Source organism: Bacillus sp. NPDC060175, assembly GCF_042728695.1.
In the GTDB taxonomy this organism is placed as follows: Bacteria; Bacillota; Bacilli; order Bacillales; family Bacillaceae_G; genus Bacillus_A.
On record NZ_JBHWYR010000018.1, the window covers coordinates 17,024 to 36,560 of the forward strand.

Annotated in this window: 15 protein-coding genes; 9 read left to right on the forward strand and 6 right to left on the reverse strand. The window is 37.8% G+C overall.

Translation table 11 applies throughout. From position 1 onward, the window contains the following. Positions 1-181: 181 nt before the first annotated feature. The 6 genes from odhA (at position 182) to ACFWDE_RS11600 (ending at position 10,694) form a co-directional block, all read left to right on the forward strand. Entirely contained in the window at positions 182-3,049 is a 2,868-nt protein-coding gene (gene odhA, locus ACFWDE_RS11575; protein ID WP_377892429.1) for a 2-oxoglutarate dehydrogenase E1 component, read from the forward strand. Between the two features lie 129 nt (positions 3,050-3,178). Further along, a complete protein-coding gene (gene odhB / locus ACFWDE_RS11580) occupies positions 3,179-4,435 on the forward strand; it encodes a 2-oxoglutarate dehydrogenase complex dihydrolipoyllysine-residue succinyltransferase (RefSeq protein ID WP_002149727.1) in 1,257 nt (418 codons plus the stop codon). Between the two features lie 125 nt (positions 4,436-4,560). Continuing rightward, positions 4,561-6,480 (forward strand): putative thiazole-containing bacteriocin maturation protein, encoded by a 1,920-nt coding sequence (locus tag ACFWDE_RS11585; protein ID WP_377892432.1) that lies wholly within the window; start codon positions 4,561-4,563, stop codon positions 6,478-6,480. Further along, positions 6,477-8,426, forward strand: coding sequence for a TOMM precursor leader peptide-binding protein (locus ACFWDE_RS11590; RefSeq protein ID WP_377892433.1), 1,950 nt, complete (start codon positions 6,477-6,479; stop codon positions 8,424-8,426). The genes ACFWDE_RS11585 and ACFWDE_RS11590 overlap by 4 nt, the downstream gene beginning before the upstream one ends. A gap of 22 nt (positions 8,427-8,448) precedes the next feature. After that, positions 8,449-10,011: a SagB family peptide dehydrogenase gene (locus tag ACFWDE_RS11595; RefSeq protein WP_377892434.1), complete on the forward strand. Its 1,563-nt coding sequence runs from the start codon at positions 8,449-8,451 to the stop codon at positions 10,009-10,011. Between the two features lie 92 nt (positions 10,012-10,103). Beyond that, complete coding sequence (locus ACFWDE_RS11600; RefSeq protein ID WP_377892435.1) at positions 10,104-10,694, forward strand: class I SAM-dependent methyltransferase; 591 nt, start codon at positions 10,104-10,106, stop codon at positions 10,692-10,694. A 31-nt stretch (positions 10,695-10,725) separates the two neighbouring features. On the opposite strand, the gene ACFWDE_RS11605 is transcribed toward ACFWDE_RS11600, so the two are convergent. Continuing rightward, positions 10,726-11,136, reverse strand: coding sequence for a DUF3908 family protein (locus ACFWDE_RS11605; RefSeq protein ID WP_377892437.1), 411 nt, complete (start codon positions 11,134-11,136; stop codon positions 10,726-10,728). A gap of 157 nt (positions 11,137-11,293) precedes the next feature. Further along, the gene (locus ACFWDE_RS11610; protein WP_377892438.1) at positions 11,294-12,628 is read right to left on the reverse strand and encodes an FAD-dependent oxidoreductase; all 1,335 of its coding nucleotides are present in this window, start codon (positions 12,626-12,628) and stop codon (positions 11,294-11,296) included. Positions 12,629-12,827: 199 nt separating this feature from the next. Here ACFWDE_RS11610 and ACFWDE_RS11615 point away from each other — a divergent pair, with 199 nt between their 5' ends. Next, positions 12,828-13,250, forward strand: a complete 423-nt coding sequence (locus ACFWDE_RS11615) for a hypothetical protein (protein WP_002140880.1) — start codon at positions 12,828-12,830, stop codon at positions 13,248-13,250. Positions 13,251-13,294: 44 nt separating this feature from the next. Here the strand turns inward: ACFWDE_RS11615 and ACFWDE_RS11620 are convergent, their stop codons facing one another. Then, complete coding sequence (locus ACFWDE_RS11620) at positions 13,295-14,533, reverse strand: TcaA 3rd/4th domain-containing protein (RefSeq protein WP_377892439.1); 1,239 nt, start codon at positions 14,531-14,533, stop codon at positions 13,295-13,297. Positions 14,534-14,552: 19 nt separating this feature from the next. Further along, complete coding sequence (locus ACFWDE_RS11625; protein ID WP_377892441.1) at positions 14,553-15,338, reverse strand: zinc ribbon domain-containing protein; 786 nt, start codon at positions 15,336-15,338, stop codon at positions 14,553-14,555. Between the two features lie 195 nt (positions 15,339-15,533). On the opposite strand from ACFWDE_RS11625, the gene ACFWDE_RS11630 reads away from it, so the two are divergent. Further along, on the forward strand, positions 15,534-16,367 hold the full coding sequence (locus ACFWDE_RS11630) for a hypothetical protein (protein ID WP_377892442.1): 834 nt from the start codon (positions 15,534-15,536) through the stop codon (positions 16,365-16,367). Between the two features lie 15 nt (positions 16,368-16,382). Here ACFWDE_RS11630 and ACFWDE_RS11635 read toward each other — a convergent pair whose 3' ends face one another. Continuing rightward, on the reverse strand, positions 16,383-17,066 hold the full coding sequence (locus ACFWDE_RS11635; protein ID WP_377892443.1) for a DUF2278 family protein: 684 nt from the start codon (positions 17,064-17,066) through the stop codon (positions 16,383-16,385). 224 nt (positions 17,067-17,290) lie between these two features. Next, positions 17,291-18,790 carry an L-lactate permease gene (locus ACFWDE_RS11640; RefSeq protein WP_377892445.1) on the reverse strand — a complete coding sequence of 500 codons (1,500 nt, stop codon included), beginning with the start codon at positions 18,788-18,790 and terminating at the stop codon, positions 17,291-17,293. A gap of 163 nt (positions 18,791-18,953) precedes the next feature. Between ACFWDE_RS11640 and ACFWDE_RS11645 the strand changes: the two genes are divergently transcribed. Next, positions 18,954-19,511, forward strand: coding sequence for a DUF4240 domain-containing protein (locus tag ACFWDE_RS11645; RefSeq protein WP_377892446.1), 558 nt, complete (start codon positions 18,954-18,956; stop codon positions 19,509-19,511). The last annotated feature ends 26 nt before the right edge of the window (positions 19,512-19,537 follow it).

A 19,537-nucleotide genomic window follows, 5' to 3' on the forward strand; every position in this document is an offset into this window, starting at 1 on the left:
TTGTGAATGTTTTTTTACAAAACAGATAAGTAATAGTGTTTGGTATTATGTAAATTATTGTAATAACATAAGAGTAAAGAAAAACATTTACATTAATTATTATTTCATCAATTATTGAAAAAGAGCAAAATGCACCTTTTTGGATAGGAAAAGGATTATATGCATTGGGAGGTTTAAACAAATGACGAGGAAGAATACAACGACAAACCCTTGGGCCAAGTTCCATGGTCCGAACCTTGGTTATGTTATTGAACAGTATGATCTTTACGTAACTGGAGCAGGTTCTGTTGATCCGGAATTACAAGAGCTTTTTGAAATTTTTGGAGCTCCTTCGTTTCAAGATGATGTCGTAACAGGGGACAACACAGCAACACATTTTTCTCCTCAAAACACAGGGAACATTGAAAAGATTCTTAAAGTCGTTCAACTTGTTGAACAGATTCGTTCTTTCGGGCATACGTTGGCTCACATCAATCCGATGGAAGATGCTGCAAATGGGCAATCTCTTATCGAGAAAACAATGAACGAACTGAGCGATGCTGATTTGAAAGCGATTCCAGCTAAAACAGTATGGCAAGATGCACCAGAGGGTATTCACACTGCACTTGATGTAATTCATAGATTGAAAGACGTTTATACAAAATCTTTAGCTTATGAATTCTCACATATACAAGATAGTGAAGAACGCGCGTGGTTGCATCAAATGGTGGAATCAAATTCATTGCGTCAACCATTATCAAATAAAAAACGAACTGCTCTTTTAAAACGTTTAACTGCTGTTGAAGGTTTCGAGCAATTCTTGCATAAAACATTCGTTGGTCAAAAACGTTTCTCAATAGAGGGCGTTGATATGCTTGTACCTGTACTAGATGAAATTGTTTCAGAAGGTGCTAAAGGCGGCGTTGAAGATGTCATGATTGGTATGGCTCACCGTGGTCGTCTAAGCGTACTCGCTCACGTACTAGAAAAGCCATATGGTCACATGTTTGCTGAGTTCAAACATGCAAAAATAGAAGGCGCAGTGGCAAATGCTGGCTGGACTGGCGACGTGAAATACCATTTAGGTAGAGAACAAGTCGTTGGTAATGAAGAAGTTAGCACCCGTGTTACATTAGCAAATAACCCGAGTCATCTTGAGTTCGTTAACCCTGTTGTTGAAGGTTTCGCACGTGCAGCTCAAGAGAATCGTAAAAAATCTGGTCTTCCAGAACAAGATACTACAAAGTCATTCGTAATTTTAGTTCATGGTGATGCTGCATTCCCTGGTCAAGGTGTTGTGTCTGAAACATTGAACTTAAGTAGATTGAATGCATACCAAACTGGCGGAACTATTCATGTTATCGCAAATAATGCAGTCGGCTTTACGACTGATAGCTATGATTCTCGTTCTACTAAATATTCAAGTGACCTTGCAAAAGGTTTCGATATTCCGATTGTTCACGTGAACGCTGATGATCCGGAAGCTTGTCTTGCTGCTGCAAACCTTGCGATCCAATATCGTACGCTGTTCAAAAAGGACTTCTTAATCGATTTAATCGGTTACCGCCGATATGGTCATAACGAAATGGATGATCCAGCAGTTACGCAACCACAAGTGTACAAAAAAATTAAAAATCACCCAACTGTAAGAGCAATTTATGCAGATCAATTACAATCTGCTGGTGTTCTGAATGCAGATGAGGTTGAAACAATTACTCAGTTTATGCAAGAGGAATTAAAGGCTGAATACGCACAAGTGCCACCAGCTGATACGAGTGCTGCAACAATTCACGTTAAAGTTCCAGAGGTTGTTGCAAAAGGAATCCAGCCAATTGACACTGGTGTTTCAATTGACTCGCTTCGTGCAATTAATGAAGGACTATTATCTTGGCCTGAAGGCTTTAACGTATATCCAAAAGTGAAGAAAATTCTTGAGCGCCGTAAAGATGCTCTGGAAGAGAACGGTAAAATTGAATGGGCACTTGCTGAATCTTTAGCATTCGCTTCTATTTTGCAAGAAGGTACGCCAATTCGTTTAACTGGTCAAGATTCACAGCGTGGTACATTTGCGCATCGTCATATCGTATTACACGATACTGATACAAACGAAACATATTCACCATTACATCGTTTACCGAACATTAACGCATCATTCTCTGTTCATAACAGTCCGTTATCAGAAGCTGCTGTTGTTGGTTACGAATATGGTTACAACGTATTTGCTCCAGAAACTCTTGTGATGTGGGAAGCTCAATACGGTGACTTCTCAAATACTGCGCAAGCATTATTTGATCAATATGTTTCAGCAGGAAGAGCGAAATGGGGTCAAAAATCAGGTCTAGTTCTTCTATTACCACACGGTTATGAAGGTCAAGGACCGGAGCATTCTAGTGCACGTCCAGAGCGTTTCTTACAATTAGCTGCGGAGAACAACTGGACAGTTGCAAACTTAACGAGCGCAGCACAATACTTCCATATCTTGCGCCGTCAAGCATCTATCTTAGGAACAGAGGCGGTTCGACCATTAGTAATTATGACGCCGAAAAGCTTATTACGTCACCCACTTACACTTTCTACAGGTAGTGAGTTAAGTGAAGGACGTTTCCAACCTGCTTTAGAACAAGGAAACCTTGGTGCGAAACCAAACAAAGTAAAACGTCTTGTTTTAAGTACAGGTAAAATGGCAATTGACTTAGCAGCAGAAATCGAGAGTGGTAAGCATGAGTACAGCCTAGATGAAGTTCATATGGTTCGTATCGAGCAGTTGTACCCATTCCCTGCTGAAAAAGTTCAATCTATTATTAAACGCTTTAAAAACTTAGAAGAAATCATTTGGGTTCAAGAAGAACCTCGTAATATGGGCGCATGGCATTACATGGCTCCAATTCTGTTCGAACTAGCTGGGGATAAAGTGAGAACAGGTTACATTGGACGCCCGGATCGTTCTAGCCCATCTGGTGGCGATCCATTCGCTCACAAAGCTGAGCAAGAATTAATCGTTGCACACGCTTTAGATGTGAAGTACAACTTCCGTCAAGATAAACAAGAAATTGAAGTTTTCAGCAACTGAAAGTAACAATGAGTTTTTCAGGCTCAGCTGTGGCAGATAGTCTGCCACAGCCGGGCTAACAAATGGAGATTACCGAAGATTAAAGAAGACAAAACACACCGTTAGGCAAATAAGGGGAGGACATTTAAAATGATCGAAATTAAAGTACCTGAGCTTGCAGAATCTATTTCAGAAGGAACTATTTCACAATGGCTTATCAACGTAGGCGACAAAGTTGAGAAAGGTGGCAGCGTTGTTGAGCTTGAGACTGACAAAGTCAATGTAGAAATCATTGCAGAGGATTCAGGTATTGTATCGAAGTTACTAGGCGAACCTGGAGATACAGTTGAAGTTGGCGCTACTATCGCAATTTTAGATGCAAACGGCGCAGCAGTTGCAGTAAGTACACCTGCTCCGGCTAATGAGCAACCAAAACAAGAAACTACTGAAGCACCGAAAGCAGCAGCTCCAAGTGCTGAACAAAATAAAGCGTTGCAAGGTTTACCAAATACAAATCGTCCTATCGCATCACCAGCTGCTCGCAAAATGGCTCGTGAATTAGGAATCGACTTAAACGATGTACGTAGCACAGATCCACTTGGACGTGTGAGACCACATGATGTACAAGCTCACGCTGCAGCGCCAAAAGAAGCACCAGCTGCTCCAAAACAAAGTCCGGCTCCAGTTGCAAAAACTGAATTCGAAAAACCAGTTGAGCGTGTAAAAATGTCCCGCCGCCGTCAAACAATTGCAAAACGTCTTGTAGAAGTTCAACAAACATCTGCAATGTTAACTACATTTAACGAAGTTGATATGAGTGCAATCATGGAATTACGTAAAGAACGCAAAGATGCTTTCGAGAAAAAACATGATGTACGTCTTGGCTTTATGTCATTCTTCACAAAAGCAGTTGTTGCAGCATTAAAACAGTTCCCATTATTAAATGCTGAAATTCAAGGCGACGAGCTTATCATTAAAAAATTCTATGATATCGGTATTGCAGTAGCAGCTCCAGATGGATTAGTTGTTCCAGTTGTACGCGATGCTAACCAATTGAACTTCGCTGAAATTGAAAGCGAGATTCGTAATTTAGGTCTGAAAGCACGCGATAATAAACTTTCATTAAAAGAGCTACAAGGTGGTACATTTACGATTACAAACGGTGGCGTGTTCGGTTCTCTAATGTCGACACCAATCCTAAATAGTCCACAAGTAGGTATTCTAGGGATGCATAAAATCCAAGTACGTCCAGTTGCGATCGATAACGAGCGTATGGAAAACCGTCCAATGATGTACCTTGCACTATCTTACGATCACCGTATTGTTGATGGTAAAGAAGCAGTTAGCTTCCTTGTTGCTGTTAAAGATATGCTTGAAGATCCAAAATCATTATTATTAGAAGGTTGATAGATTATTAATCTATTAAAGGCTGTAGAATGAATCATTCTACAGCCTTTTTTCATTATGTTCATACGGGACAAATCACACTACATAGACTAATAATGTATGCCTAAAACGTAAGGGGGATAAACATGAATAACCTTCCAGTTCATGCAAAACTTAAAGCAAATAAGGATACTTTCTTCCTCCCCGATTCAAACGGGGGTGTTTACTTTCGAAATAACTCCAGCTCATTCCGTATGGATGGTGATGGAATTTATGACTGGATTGAGAAATTAATGCCTATGTTTAACGGTAATCATTCTTTGACAGAAATAACCGATGGTCTCCCTCTCCCCTATCAAAATCGTGTATTTGAAATTGGAGAGATTTTATATGAAAATGGTTTCATTCGTGATGTAAGCCAAGATGCTCCCCACGAATTAAACAGTGCATTACTCGACAGGTATGCTTCGCAAATTGAGTTTTTAGAAGCTGATTCCCATTCAGGCGCTTTAAAATTCGAAACGTACCGCGCAGCAAATGTGCTTATAATTGGTTCTGGCGATATGCTTACTTCCCTAGTTTCTTCTTTATTAGAATCTGGTTTACCTACATTTCATTATCTTGTTACAGATCGCGCTGAAACAAACTACGATCGAATTCATGAACTAAGCGAACGTGCATATGCAAATGATGACAATGTACTTATTCAAGAAATAGATATTACAATTGATCGTCCTTTACATGAAGTATTCGAGCCTTTCGACTGGATTTTATACGTTTCCCAAAATGGAGATATCGAAAGTTTAAGAGCAATCCATACTATTTGTAGAGATGTTGGAAAAAATTTCATACCAGCTATTTGCTTATCAAGAATTGGTTTAGCTGGACCTGTCGTAACCGCAGACCGTGAAGAATGCTGGGAATCAGCTTGGCATCGTCTACACGAAACTACTTTACAAAGTGAAAATCCACCTGAACCTTTCTCACCAATTACATCTGCAATGTTAGCAAATATTATCGTTTTTGAGTTATTTAAACATGTCGCTGAAGATTCACACAGGCAGCATAATCCTCAGTTCTTTTTATTAAACTTGGAAACACTTGAAGGAAAGTGGCACCCTTTCATAAAACATCTTCTCGCAACCGATGAAATCTTTACAATTGATACGGTGCAAAATCTTCAAGAAAACCTTGCCCATCGTTCCGGACAATATACTTCAACTGAACTTTTTCGTTTTTTTGATACGTTAACTTCTAAAGAAGCTGGCATATTCCACATGTGGGATGAACAAGATTTACACCAATTGCCTTTATCACAGTGCTATATTCAAGTTGCAAATCCATTATCAGACGGACCTACCTCTCCTCTTCCTACTATAGCTTGCGGTGGATTAACTCATAATGAAGCACGCCGTGAAGCTGGTTTAACAGGAGTTGAAATATATGTAGCTGAAATGATTCATCGTCTTATCCCCGAACATACTGATATCGGTATTGGTGCTGGGGAAACGATGACAGAAGGTGTATACCGAGCACTACAAAAACATTTAAATAATAAGTTATATGAACGCCAATCACATATGCTAGAGGAGATTACAGAGCTTGATTTAACCGAAATTTATGATAAACATTGTAGGTTTTACTACGATGCTCTCTCTACAATTCATGAAATACCTAAAGTAGGAATGAGTGAGGAGTTACTTGGTTTTCCTGTCGTTTGGATCGGTATTAATGATAGATGGTATGGTGCGGCAAATATCAATATAACACTCGCGTTAAGAAATGCTCTGCAACAAGCACTCCTTCATATTCAAAATGAAGAGATTCCTTATAAAGCTAATATGTTACCAGAATCATCCATCGTTTTATATAGTACGGATTCTGTTAGAGTAGCAATACAAGAAGAGGAAGAAATTCCAGGCGTACAGTCTTTACAAGTTGCCTTGCAAAATTTAGCGGAAAACAATTTTTATCCATTCGTTTTTGATTTAGCTATTGAGTCATTTTTAAGAGACAACTTAGACGGTATATATGGGGTATTAATTGCAAAGGAGGATGACCAATGACTCAAAACATATTACTTATAGGAGATGGCCTACTCACAGAATATGTACATGAGCAATTGTGTAAGCACTATTCACTCATCCGCCAGCATACAATTACAGAAGCTCTCCCTGAAAACATTCATCTTGCTCTCGTCTTACATGACGGGTCTCCTTCTTCCGTACATCATGATGCTGAGCTTATCTTTCGCTCAAATAATATTCCGTGGCTTCGCGCGTTTACTTCGTTTGGTGAAGGTGTTATCGGTCCTTTCGTGAAGCCTTTTACAACTGGATGTTCCCACTGCGCTGATGGACGCCGGTTTATAGCTGGCTTTGATCAAAAAGAAATGTGGGAACTACAACGGAAATATGCATTAAAAGCAGAGAACGTGACGAGGCGTGATGTACGCGCCACCCAAAATGGAATGTTACAAATGTGCCAGCTCATTCATGCTGAAACAGAGAAGATATTAACTAACAAACATTCTTCTATAGACAATGAACTCATTTTACTGGACTTACAAACGTTACAATGTACCCGGCATTCGTTTCTTCCAGACCCTCTTTGTCCGGTATGCAGCAATTTGTCTGACGATACAGCAGATGCAGCACAAATTTCTTTACAACCAAGTTTGAAAACGAGTACTGAAACGTATCGCTGTCGTTCTATTCATGAGCTAAACACATTTTTAACGAGAGACTATTTAGATTACCGGACTGGTATTTTAAACGGCCAAATGCAACATTCTTTATTACCGTTTGCTGATGTCATTATAAACATGCCATTACTGTTCGGAAATGAAGGTGTCGCGGGCCGAACTCATTCATTCGCACTTAGTGAAGCAACCGCTATTTTAGAAGGATTAGAACGATATTGCGGTATGTCGCCTCGCGGGAAAAAGCCAAATGTGCATGGTAGTTTTCATGAGCTAGAGCATATTGCACTGAACCCCCTCACACTCGGTGTGCATACAAATGAACATTACAATCGTGATAGTTTTCCATTTAAGCCGTTTGATCCTGATTATGAGCAAAACTGGGTATGGGGATACTCTTTATCACAAAGCCAGCCACTTTTAGTTCCAGAATCAATCGCTTATTATAGCCTTGGTCAACGAGATGCTTTCGTATATGAAACATCAAATGGATGTGCAATTGGTGGTAGTTTAGAAGAGGCAATTTTTCACGGCATTTTAGAAATTGTAGAGCGTGACGCCTTTTTGCTCACTTGGTATGCCGAATTACCTCTTCCCCGCCTTGATCTTAGTTCAGCAAATGATACGGAATTACAATTAATGATCCAGCGGTTACACACGATTACAGGGTATGAATTACATGCTTTTAATGCGACGATGGAACATGGTATCCCGGGCCTATGGGTCATTGCAAAAAATACGCGTGAAAATGGAATGAACGTTGTTTGTGCAGGAGGCTCTCATTTAGACCCAATCCGAGCTCTAAAGAGTGCAATTCACGAAATAGCAGGCATGTTACTTATAACAGACGATGAGCTCAAGCAAAAAAGAGAGCATTATGAAAACTGCTTACAAGATCCTTACCTCGTTAATAACATGGAAGATCATAGTATGCTGTACGGATTGAAAGAAGCGGAAGAACGTCTTCACTTCCTTTTACGTGAAGATGCTCCGGTGCAGACGTTCCAAGAAATGAATGCATTACAATCATTTGATATGGATTTAACATCTGATCTTCATCAACTTTTAAACAGGTTACATCAATCTGGACTTGAAGTAATTGTTGTAGATCAAACGGTCCCCCTTATAGAAAAGAACGGCTTACATTGTGTAAAAGTAATTATTCCAGGCATGTTACCGATGACGTTTGGCCACCATCTCACTCGGGTTACAGGACTGGATAGAGTCTATACCGTACCGATGACACTTGGATATAGAGCTGAGCCTTTAACGAATGAAAGTTTAAATCCACACCCGCATCCGTTTCCATAATTCATAGCGAGGGGGAAATTTGATGCAACTGGATACTTTTTTACATCATCTCCATTTTTCTATTAATGAAATTATGTCGTCCGATAAAGAGACTGACTGGGAAGACGCACCACTTCCTTATAAATTATATCGAAATTTACCAGTCATCCCTCTCTCTTTAGAAATCCCTTTAACTTTGCGAAATTCTGCTACTAAACCTAACTTAGAGGAAATCGGTCATTATCTTTGGTACTCATTTGGTTTAACACAATTATGCCAGCCTACTACTAACCTGGAAAATAATAAAACAACGAATCTATTTCGAAGATTCATCCCTTCTGGGGGTGCTTTATATCCAAATGAATTATATATGTATTTAAAAATTGATCATTATCCAGACGGCATTTACCATTACGACGCCGCGCATCACCGTCTTATCTTACTTCGCGAAGGAAATTTCGATTCTTATCTTACAGAAGCACTCGGCAATCGTTGCAACATACATTCTTGTTTTGGTGCTGCATTTGTATCCACTATGTTTTGGAAAAACTTCTTTAAATACAATAACTTTTCGTATCGTCTGCAAGGATTAGATAGTGGTGTTCTAATCGGGCAATTGCTTGAATGCGCAAAACAATTCGGTTATACAAATGGTGTGTATTTTCAGTTTCTAGACCGGGCAATGAATCATTTACTTGGACTGTCAGAAGGTGAAGAAAGTGTGTATGCTGTTCTTCCTTTAAGTACAGAACCAAGTGCAGACTGGTTTCACAACAATCATCGTGAAAATAAAACAGTTACTTCTCATGACTTGTTGCAACAAATCCCGCCGTTAATACATGAGCATTTCGTTCGTTCAAAACATGTAGATGACTATCCGATGATAAAAAAAACAAACGCGGCATCTATGGTCGAATCCACCGAATACTTTCAAACGTTAACACATGCAGAAAATTATCAATATAGTTCACATACTGTGCAGCTACCGCAAGCAGAGCGTTTATCATATGATTTCTTACAACTTTGTAAAAAACGATATTCACCTGATTCTGATTTCATTTTAACGAAATGGGATGCAGTCGAGCTCGCTACTCTACTCCAAGAAGCGAGCCTCTCCTTCCCTTATTACAACGACCTTGATGGCAAATATTTAAATAAAAACGCACGAGTCTCATTATATGGATGTTTTTATAACGTAAAAGACATTGAAAACGGTGCTTACGCTTATAACAGTAAAACGCATTCCATACAGCCCATAAGGCACGGAGACCTTCGTTATTCTCTGCAATCCAGTATGACGATGGATAACGTAAACCTTTTTCAAGCACCGCTTTGCTTACACGTAGTCGGAAAGAAAGATTACTATACAAATACATTAGGCTATAGAGGATATCGCATTCACCAAATGGAAGCTGGTATACTCGTTCATAAACTTGTTTCAGCTGCGACCGCTATGGGAATGGGTGGGCATCCTTTACTCAGTTTTGATACAAATTCATGTGATCAATTGTACGGGATTGATGCCGGAAATGAAACTTCACTCATTCAAATTCCAGTTGGGGCGTATCGGGCGCGGAATTGGCTAAAAGGGTCCTTGCATAATTAGAAGCACGCCGATTAATGGCGTGCTTTTTTTGAAGGAGTTAGATTATTAAAAGCGAAATAAATACATATTCTTATATAAAAGGAGAGTTTGAATTGAGTATTTTAAAAAGATTAATCGAGCAAGCGAAAAATCCTCGCGGGACAATTGGTTCCTCTATGCTTTGCATTATGAATGCTGCGCATACGAGACTAACAAATTGGGCTTTACAAAAAATACATATACGTGAAGATGCAGTTATTTTAGATATCGGTTGCGGAGGTGGGAAAACAATACATAGCCTTTCAAGACTAACTCCCCACGGAAAAATATACGGCATTGACTATTCAGAACAGGCTGTTGAAAACTCAAAGAAAACCAATATGAAGGATGTAAAAACAGAAAAAATAATCATTCATCAGGCAAGCGTGTCCTCTATTCCATACAATACGAACTTCTTCGATCTCATTACTGCCTTTCAAACTCATTACTTTTGGCCCGATTTTGAACACGATATGAAAGAAGTATTTCGCATCTTAAAACCGAACGGATCCTTTTTACTAGTCGCTGAAACTTTCAAAATTCAATATCATATGGATAAATTTAAGACGACCGAAGAATTAGTAAACCTTTTTTATAAGACGGGATTTACAAACGTGAAATGTTACGAAGAAAGAGGGTGCCTTTGCGTAATAGGAAATAAGTAAAAAAGCAGACCCTTCAAGGCCTGCTTTTTTACTAGATTAATTTAAAAATACTCTTAATTTGTCTTGCAAATAACCAATTTTTCGTACCGTAGTTATCATTCAGACTATCTAAACTGATAGATTTCCCGTTAGCAAACTTTAATTCTAACGTTGTATTTTTATCATTTGTTTTTAAGTTACTATTTATAATATCATCATACTTTAGTTTTTCAATCTCAATATACTCTTCCTTCTCTTCTCCGATAACGACGTGATCTTGGAAGAAGAACAATACTTCTACTTTCTTACCGAAACAAAATACGTTTTTCGTATAAATTAATGTCGCGTTATCAAGTCCGACACATACTTCTTTCATCTCTTCAACAACGTTACCTAAGTCTTCTTCGTTTCTTGCATTTGATTCAGCAATCCATTCTTCGATTGTGTTCATGTTAATTGCCATACTGTGCCCCCTGATTCGTTCATTGCTTTATTAAAAAATAAATACTATATGACAATATAAGCGAAACGTACTATGTTTTCAAGGGTGAACGGTATATTCGAAATAAAGTGAAACTTTATTTATTCCCCTTTAACAAAAAAATAGCACTTAAAAAGTGCTATTCCGCTCGCCTTGCTGCTTGTTGAATTGGATCCCAAACGCTGTTATATGGTGGTGCGTAACTTAAATCAACATCTTCTAAATCGTGAATGCTCATTTTATTGAAAAGTGCCATTGCGATAACATCAATACGTTTATCTACACCTTCTTCTCCAATTACTTGTCCGCCTAATAATTGTTTCGTATCGGCGTGATATAGTAATTTCAAGTGAAGTGGCAAAGCACTCGGGTAATAGCCTGCCATATTGGTTGAATCTACTTTGACCGTCTTATACGGGATGTTTAGCCCTTTCGCTTCTTTTTCATTTAAGCCTGTTCTTGCGAGCGTCAGATTCATAAATTTAATAATGCCCGTACCTAACGTACCTTTAAATGCTCTTCGTTTATCAACCATATTGAGTCCGGCAAGTCGCCCTTGTTTATTCGCAGTCGTTCCGAGCGGGATGTGATCATGAATTTCCTTTATAACATGGTAATGTGTTGCACAGTCTCCGGCCGCGTATACGTCTTTCACATTTGTTTGCATATAAGCATTTACTTCAATTGCACCTTTATGAGTTTTACGTATATTTGTTCCTTCAAGAAAATCAGTATTTGGCTGTACACCGACAGATACTAAAACGAGATCTGTTTTATACGTCCCTTTATCTGTTTCAATTTGTTCCACTCTTTCTTTTCCTTTAAACGCTTTTACATTCTCATTTGTTAAAATTTCAATATTATGTTTGTCTGCTTCTTTATGTATATATTCCGCCATATCGGCATCATAAATTGTGCCAATATGATCGTTTCGCTCAATCATTCTTACTTTCTTTCCTAGTTCTACAAATGTTTCTGCCATCTCTAGACCAATTGCACCGCCGCCAATAATCGTTACGTGCTCAACGCTATTTGTTTGTAGCGTATCTACTATACGCTCAGCATCCGGAATTGTTTTTAAAAGATGAACACCTTGTAAATCTTTACCTTCCCAATCCGGCATAACAGGGCGTACACCAGTCGCAATTAATAAACGGTCATATGAAAATTCAAATACATCTTTTGTCTTCGTATGCTCTGCATACACAATTTTCTTTTCCGTATCTACTTTCGTTACTTCATGACGCACTTTCGCATCAATCCCATATTTATCACGAAACATCTTTACATCGCGTGCAATTAACTTTTCAGTAGAGGCGATAACACCACTAATCACATACGGTAATCCGCACTGAGCGTATGAATAGATTTCACCTTTTTCTAACGTTACAACATTTGCAGTTTCATCGTTTCTAACAATTTGCATTGCTGCACTCATACCAGCGGCATCCCCGCCAATAATGACATAGTTCACTTTACCACTCCTTCTTTTTTACATACTCTTTACGATTTCCATATTTTATAAAAATAACACCTACTTCCATTGTAAAGAAAGAGAATTTCATCTACAAATTTGGTGCACAAGACTATGCGTTAATAGGTAATCGTCGTGTCTTATAAACAAGAAGTTTAATATGCTATAACAGTAACTATTGAAAGTAGGTGAAACATACATGTGCGCCGGCCTTCTCGTCCAGCTTCCAGAGGAACCGATAGAACCGAGACCCGCCCTCCCGCTTGAACAAGAGTTTACCGTTAGTGTAACTTTATACAGTGCACGTGCTTGGTTATCTGATAATGACACTTTCTCACAAACTATTTGGAAATCGACTCGCTTTGCTTCTGCCTCACACGCTCGCAAATCCATCTTCCCAGTTGGTACTGTTAAAATTGTGAACTTTTCTGAGGATACAATAACGGTTACTATATCATCAGAATCAGATGATGCACTCAAAATAGTCGTTCCCCCTCGTTCTGAAGCTGCTTTAACGTCTAGTTCTTTATCTGATGTGCAAGCAAGTACATCAGGAGGAGCAAGTAAAGTCACATTCCTCTTTCACATCTTTTTCTCAAGGGATCCTGGTCCAGCTAAATAACCATAAAAGGGTACAGTTATGTACTGTACCTTCTATCATGCACTCTATTCTCTTGATTTGATCAGTTCAACATTATAAGATTCAATATTAGTTAACACTCCTGTAAAATATGGATTTTCTCTGTACCAAGACTGTTTTGAAAAATATGCTTGCATATCTTTCGTTTGAAACATATGTCCATGCCTTGCGTATATTTCATTTCTAACAATTTTCAATTGTTCTTTCGTTAAATATGTTAAGTCCGCACCCGTTAATTTTCGAATATCACTATCAGGGAAGATGAAACCATTATATACATACCCAGTCGTAGGCGGCGGAGTAACATTGTAAACAACTGTTTTTTCTACACTTTGCTTTTGAAACGGAAGATTATAAGCCGAAAGTTCCGTTACCGTTTCTATCTTTGTCGTTTCCCTTCCACTTTCTCCATTTCGTTCTAAATAAATCGCCGCACTTCCATCGGTCGCTATCGGTCCCCACGTAATTTCTTCTCCGGTCAACGCTGTAACTGGCTTTTGATTCACGTATAATGTCGCACCAGGCGCATTCGTTTGAACTGTAATATATTGCCCTTGCAGTGTTAAATCTACCGTTACATTATTTTGACTTTGTTTCATAAGTACAACCTTTTCCTCACGTAATAGTTTTACATAGTCATTTTTATATTCGGATTGAAATACTTGAGTTCCTGGAAGAAACGGTCCATATTGCTTCTCAAACTTTTTGTCATTTGTTTTATCAATTTCTTTTCCGTTCAATTTTAAAGATGTACCTTTTTCATTTGTAAGCAGAGTCGTATAATACGTCTTCGCTTTCAATTTATACCGATCAAATAAAACGAAATACTTCCCGTCTTTCGTTAAAGAAAAATCTACTCTTTCTATTCCATCTCCCTGTTTTTTTCCTTGCCTTAAATATTCTTTCAATTCATTCACGTAAGATGGATTTTCTTTTATATATGAAAACAGAGGCGTTAAACTCTCTCTCGTTACAATAACTGCTGGGTCATCTGCCGTTATGATCTCAGCTAATTTCTCCCCGTCCCTCTCTTGTAAAACAGTAATAATTCTCTCTACTTGCGATGACTGTGAGTAATATGAAGATCCATACGCATATACTCCGCCCAATACTATAATAAAAAATGTTAAAAGTGTAATTCCAATTATTGTCCCTTTGCTCATTTTCTGCTTCTTTACTACAGGATTCCCCCTCTTCGTCCCGCAGTTTTGACAAAATTGCACACCGTCTTCATACTGAGCTCCGCACTTTGTACATACATTCATCCATTCAACCACCTTTTCATTAGAAGCCTGTGAATCCTCCAGTAAAGGTTTGAATTATCGTGTTAATGTAAGACCAAAATACAATCCATGTTGCGACTCCGATGAAAACATTTGCGATAAGAAGAGTGTAAACAAGATCTAATCCACCGTTATCTAATTTTACTATAGCTACAATTACACTAATTCCCATATAAGTTACCGCCACCGATAGTAATATCGGTAAGAAAAAGATTAATAAAAAACTAAAAAGAAAAGAAAGAACTAATATAGCAATAGCTGGCGTCGCTATCGTCCCCCATATACCGAATGCTTCAAGAAAAGAAAAAGATGATTTCATCATCTTACCACTTACAAAAATAATAAATCCGACAAATAAAGTTAAAATTAATAAAAAGAAAAAGACCATTACAGATTCTCCAAAGAAAGTAGGAGTAGTTATATCTGGCACTAATGTCCTCGTAACAGTCGCCGCTGCGCTCATCATTCTATAAAAAATACATGCTCCTAAAAAACAAATAAGTACAAGGCTTGCAATTCCATTTCGCACTTCAATATTTCCACTTTTCATAATGGCCGTTGGTGATTTAAAAGCATTTTTGAAGAACTGAAAATAGCCACTTGCAAATTGTTTTGCTTGCTCTACCGTTTCATTTGGTCGAGTTTCTTTCACTTGTACTACGCGCGCTTGTTGCTCGCCTTCTTCCTGTGCACCACTTGCTACCACTTCTTCCGTTAACGAATGTCCACAATTCCCGCAAAACTTTGCTTCCGTTTCATTTTCTGTATTACACGCCGTACATTTCATTCTCTCATCCCTCCTTAAACATATACCTTATAGGGTGTTACAAATTCAATATATGACTTTGTACATAAAACATGACTACAAGAAAAAGAATATGAAATCCTTCTTTTAAACGAAACTATGCGTGCTAGTAATATAGAAAAATAATGTTATTATGAAACAGAGCAACTAACATTTTTAACAGATTGGATGAAGACAGTGGAATTTGTAAACTCGATTTTTCAAACACTCCTTACAAGCGTGATCCAATTATTTTCTTTAATTGGTGTCATCATTGTAATTGGATTTATATTAGGTTATTTAGAATCTCTCACACGAACGTATTGGTCGAGAGCTTTTGGTAGGAAAGGTTTTCTTTTAACCGCGTGGATTGGTGTTCCCGTTCATGAACTTGGACATGCAATTATGTGTCTATTATTCCGCCATAAAATTGTAGCAACGCAGTTCTTCCCGACAGATACAAGTCAAGGAGCTTTAGGTTACGTCCAACATCAATACAATCAAAAAAGCGTATATCAACGAATCGGTAATTTCTTTATCGGCATCGGTCCTATTATTTCTGGTATTACTGCCTTAATACTTTTAATGCGCTATTTCGTACCAGAGTCATATTATTTATTTAATACGAATCTGGAAAAAACTGTTACATCGACTTCTATTAACTTAGACATGATCCAAAATATGTTTTTATCAACATTCTTTTTATTAAAAAGTCTATTTACAATGACCAACTTATTGACTCCTTCATTTTGGTTATTTTTATTTATCGCTATTTGTATTTCCGCACATATCGCTTTAAGTAAACCAGACATTAAAGGATCAATAGATGGCGTTATCGTAATGTTTATCGTATTATTTTTATTCAATATAATAGCAGGACTGTTTCAGTACGATAGTAACCAACTAATCGGCAAAGTTATGAAATATAATATGTATCTCATCGCGTTTTCTAGTGTGGCGCTGCTTTTCTCTTGTATTTCTACACTTGTTAGTTTTGGATTTTATAAAATAAGAGGAGGGCGTTCGTTGTGAACGCCCTCCTCTTATTTAGTTATTTTTCTTATAATCACAATGCTCAACCGGAACACGAGCATCCCCTTCTTCATCCGTACACCATGATTGCGACTGAAAGGCAAGGAAAATACCAACCCACTCTTCCTTCTTCTCAAAATGAATGAGCAAACCACCATCTTGCCATATACCGTCATCACCTTGCCATTTCTCTACATTTCCTTGATTCATATGAATATCGTGTATACCGTTTCCAGGTGTAAAGTCGAAATACGAATCAGGTATTTTTTCTTCTGGTCCCCATCTTTCACCAAACGCATAAATAATCGCCTTTTCTTCTATTGCTCGCTTTATATAACGCTCTATCTTTTCATTTAAATCATTATCAACTCCTGCTTTTTCAGCAGGTAAAGGAATCATTTGCTTGGAATCAAATAAATTACCTCTTACATAATCTAAAGCTACTTTCGGTTCATTATTTTTTATTTCTGTAAAACCGAACGGTAATGTCGGTAAAATATGAATCGCCTCTGATCGAATATCGTCGCTCGCAAAATATAAAACTTCTGACGGATAACTTTGCGATTTCACGTTAATTGCAATGCGATAATCTACTCCTGCTTCACCTTGTAAATGAACTTGATAATGAGGTGTTTTGCCTTTTCCAATCTTAGATTGTATAACTGTACCTTTTAATACACCGTAGTTTTTTAAGGGCATACCTTTCATCTCCTATTCATTTAGTAGAAGCTGTTCATACTTAAGGCATTATCCATATAAAAAGAAAATCCTCCTTTCCCAGGAGGATTTTTTATTTTTCCCCGCATTAACGGGCAGTAAGACTCCCACCAAAAAATCTAACTGGAGCCTAACTGCCCGTAAAAGCCCGATTGATGAAGCTAATAATTAGTGGGGATGAAAAACACTCCCCACTAATTAAAGTTTCACTTTATCAACATATACCATAAAATAACCTCTACTACTACAAGTAACACCGCACCAAAAATCATTAACGTCGTCTTCTTTAATAGTTCGTTTTCACGATAAGGGATATTACATAAATAAGCACCAAGTGTAATGCGTGATGGGCAAGCGATTGTCGCTACTGATGATGCGGTGTTTTGCAGCGTTGTGACGTATTGCCATGGGAGCGCTACGTTTTGTGCTGTTTGCATTTGGAGTTTAATAAACATCGCATTTGAACCTGCATTGCTACCAGTTAAAAAGCCGCCTATTCCTCCAATGAAAGGAGCAACGAAAACGAAAAAGGTACCAAATGTTTCACCAGCTGTCTTTGCGAGTAATGAATGCATACCAGATGCCCCCATTAACTCTGAAATCGCAATGAACATTGTCGTTGTAATTGCGAATGGAATCCATTGTTTTATCGTTTGCGAGAGTGATTTTTTAATAATATTAGATGGAATGCGGAAGAAAATAATTGTAAATAAACAAGTCATGGCGAGCCAAAATCCTGGCGAATATAGTAGCTCTAGTTTGTAAGAATATGATTTTAAATCGAGAACTGCATATGACCTAAGCAGATCATGTAATGCTGGAACGAGGCGAGAAAGTAAAATACAAACTGTTAAAAAGATATAAGGGCTAATAATTTTTATAATGGATACTTCTCTCTCCGTAGCCGCCGCATGTTCTGTTAAAAGGTTTTGCTCATCTTTTCCTTTTAATTTAATGATTAAAAAACCAAATGTAATGGTAACGATAGAACTTAATATTCCTGCTAGTTCAACACTTACGTATGCGTTAGAAAGATAGATTCCGAGAGAAAATAATAGAAAGAACCCTATCCCTTCCTTCCACTTTTCTATAACTGCCTGAAAGCCACCGACAACGTATAAAGAAAGGATGATAAAGTATGCAAAAATCGGGATGCTTAATAATGCTGTATTTGTACCAAGAGTTGTAAGCGGCATGTTAATAAGCTGAGAACCGATAATCGTCCCCGTTGCCATTGCGCCCCATGAACTTGCAAGTAAACCGATAAACGAAAGTAGCACAGCTTGAAACGGTTTATAACCGAGAGAAAGAAAAATAGGTGCTGCGACCATAAAACCAATTCCGAACCCACTCACTGATTCAATAAGTGGACAAATACCAAAACACATAAGAAGCATTTGCAATAATCGATCGCGCGTGACTTGTTCTAGAAATCTCGCTACTTGATCGATGTATCCCATTTTGTTCATGAGGTGAAATAAAAAAATACCGAAAAACAAAACGTATCCAACAATAAAACAAATTAACCAACCTTTAATCGTTGCATGTACAGCTTCACTTATCCCTAATTGAAATGTTGGCGAGAGTAAAACGATTCCGACAGAAACGGTATAAGAAATTAATGAGGCTCTTAATGACGTTTGTTTAAACAAAAATAAACAAATGAAAATCATCATAATTGGGATAAGTGCCAACAATATGGCCATATTATCATCTCACTTCGTAAAAAGTATAATTTTAACTATTATATAACAGATATTATGACTTTCAATTGATTTCACAGCAGATTCTTTCCTTATTGTTAATGAAGTGAATAAGTGAAAAAATGTTACACTTTAAGAAATACATTTTTTGCGAGGTGCTATACATATGAATAAAGTACAATTTTGGCAATTTATTTCTGAAATGACTACAAACGACGAAACGAGTGATTGGTTAGTTGAACAATTAGCTAAAAAGTCCACAAGCGAAATTATAGACTTTGAGATTCATCTCCAAAACGCTTTAAAGCAATCTTATACGTCTAATCTGTGGGCTGGCGCTTATATTATTTTAGGTGGATGCTCTGACGATTCATTTGATTACTTTAGAGGTTGGCTTATTGCATGTGGACAAGAAATCTTTGAATCCGCAGTAGAACACCCTGAATCTCTAGCAAACCTAATCCCGAAGTTTTATGAAGATGATGAACTTATTCCAGAATTTGAAGAAATGCTATCTGTCGGACTTGAAGCCTTTTCCTTAAAAGAAACTGGTGATACAGAATGGGACGATAATGTGTGGAATAAATTTGATTCCCTATTAGATGAAAAGGGGCATGATTCATCTATGCCTGAACTGGAATTTGATTGGGAAGATGATGAAGATGAACTAGCGGAGCGCTTTCCAAAGTTATGGGAGCGTTTCGGCGAGAACCCATTAGGCTAAAATAATAAGAGGCCCCTATTAACAAC

What these genes read in the sequence shown, in the direction of transcription:
- odhA (WP_377892429.1), top strand. Translation starts at nt 182, where the DNA reads ATGACGAGGAAGAATACAACGACAAACCCTTGGGCCAAGTTCCATGGT.
- odhB (WP_002149727.1), top strand. Translation starts at nt 3,179, where the DNA reads ATGATCGAAATTAAAGTACCTGAGCTTGCAGAATCTATTTCAGAAGGA.
- ACFWDE_RS11585 (WP_377892432.1), top strand. Translation starts at nt 4,561, where the DNA reads ATGAATAACCTTCCAGTTCATGCAAAACTTAAAGCAAATAAGGATACT.
- ACFWDE_RS11590 (WP_377892433.1), top strand. Translation starts at nt 6,477, where the DNA reads ATGACTCAAAACATATTACTTATAGGAGATGGCCTACTCACAGAATAT.
- ACFWDE_RS11595 (WP_377892434.1), top strand. Translation starts at nt 8,449, where the DNA reads ATGCAACTGGATACTTTTTTACATCATCTCCATTTTTCTATTAATGAA.
- ACFWDE_RS11605 (WP_377892437.1), bottom strand. Translation starts at nt 11,136, where the DNA reads ATGGCAATTAACATGAACACAATCGAAGAATGGATTGCTGAATCAAAT.
- ACFWDE_RS11615 (WP_002140880.1), top strand. Translation starts at nt 12,828, where the DNA reads ATGTGCGCCGGCCTTCTCGTCCAGCTTCCAGAGGAACCGATAGAACCG.
- ACFWDE_RS11620 (WP_377892439.1), bottom strand. Translation starts at nt 14,533, where the DNA reads ATGAATGTATGTACAAAGTGCGGAGCTCAGTATGAAGACGGTGTGCAA.
- ACFWDE_RS11625 (WP_377892441.1), bottom strand. Translation starts at nt 15,338, where the DNA reads ATGAAATGTACGGCGTGTAATACAGAAAATGAAACGGAAGCAAAGTTT.
- ACFWDE_RS11635 (WP_377892443.1), bottom strand. Translation starts at nt 17,066, where the DNA reads ATGCCCTTAAAAAACTACGGTGTATTAAAAGGTACAGTTATACAATCT.
- ACFWDE_RS11640 (WP_377892445.1), bottom strand. Translation starts at nt 18,790, where the DNA reads ATGGCCATATTGTTGGCACTTATCCCAATTATGATGATTTTCATTTGT.
- ACFWDE_RS11645 (WP_377892446.1), top strand. Translation starts at nt 18,954, where the DNA reads ATGAATAAAGTACAATTTTGGCAATTTATTTCTGAAATGACTACAAAC.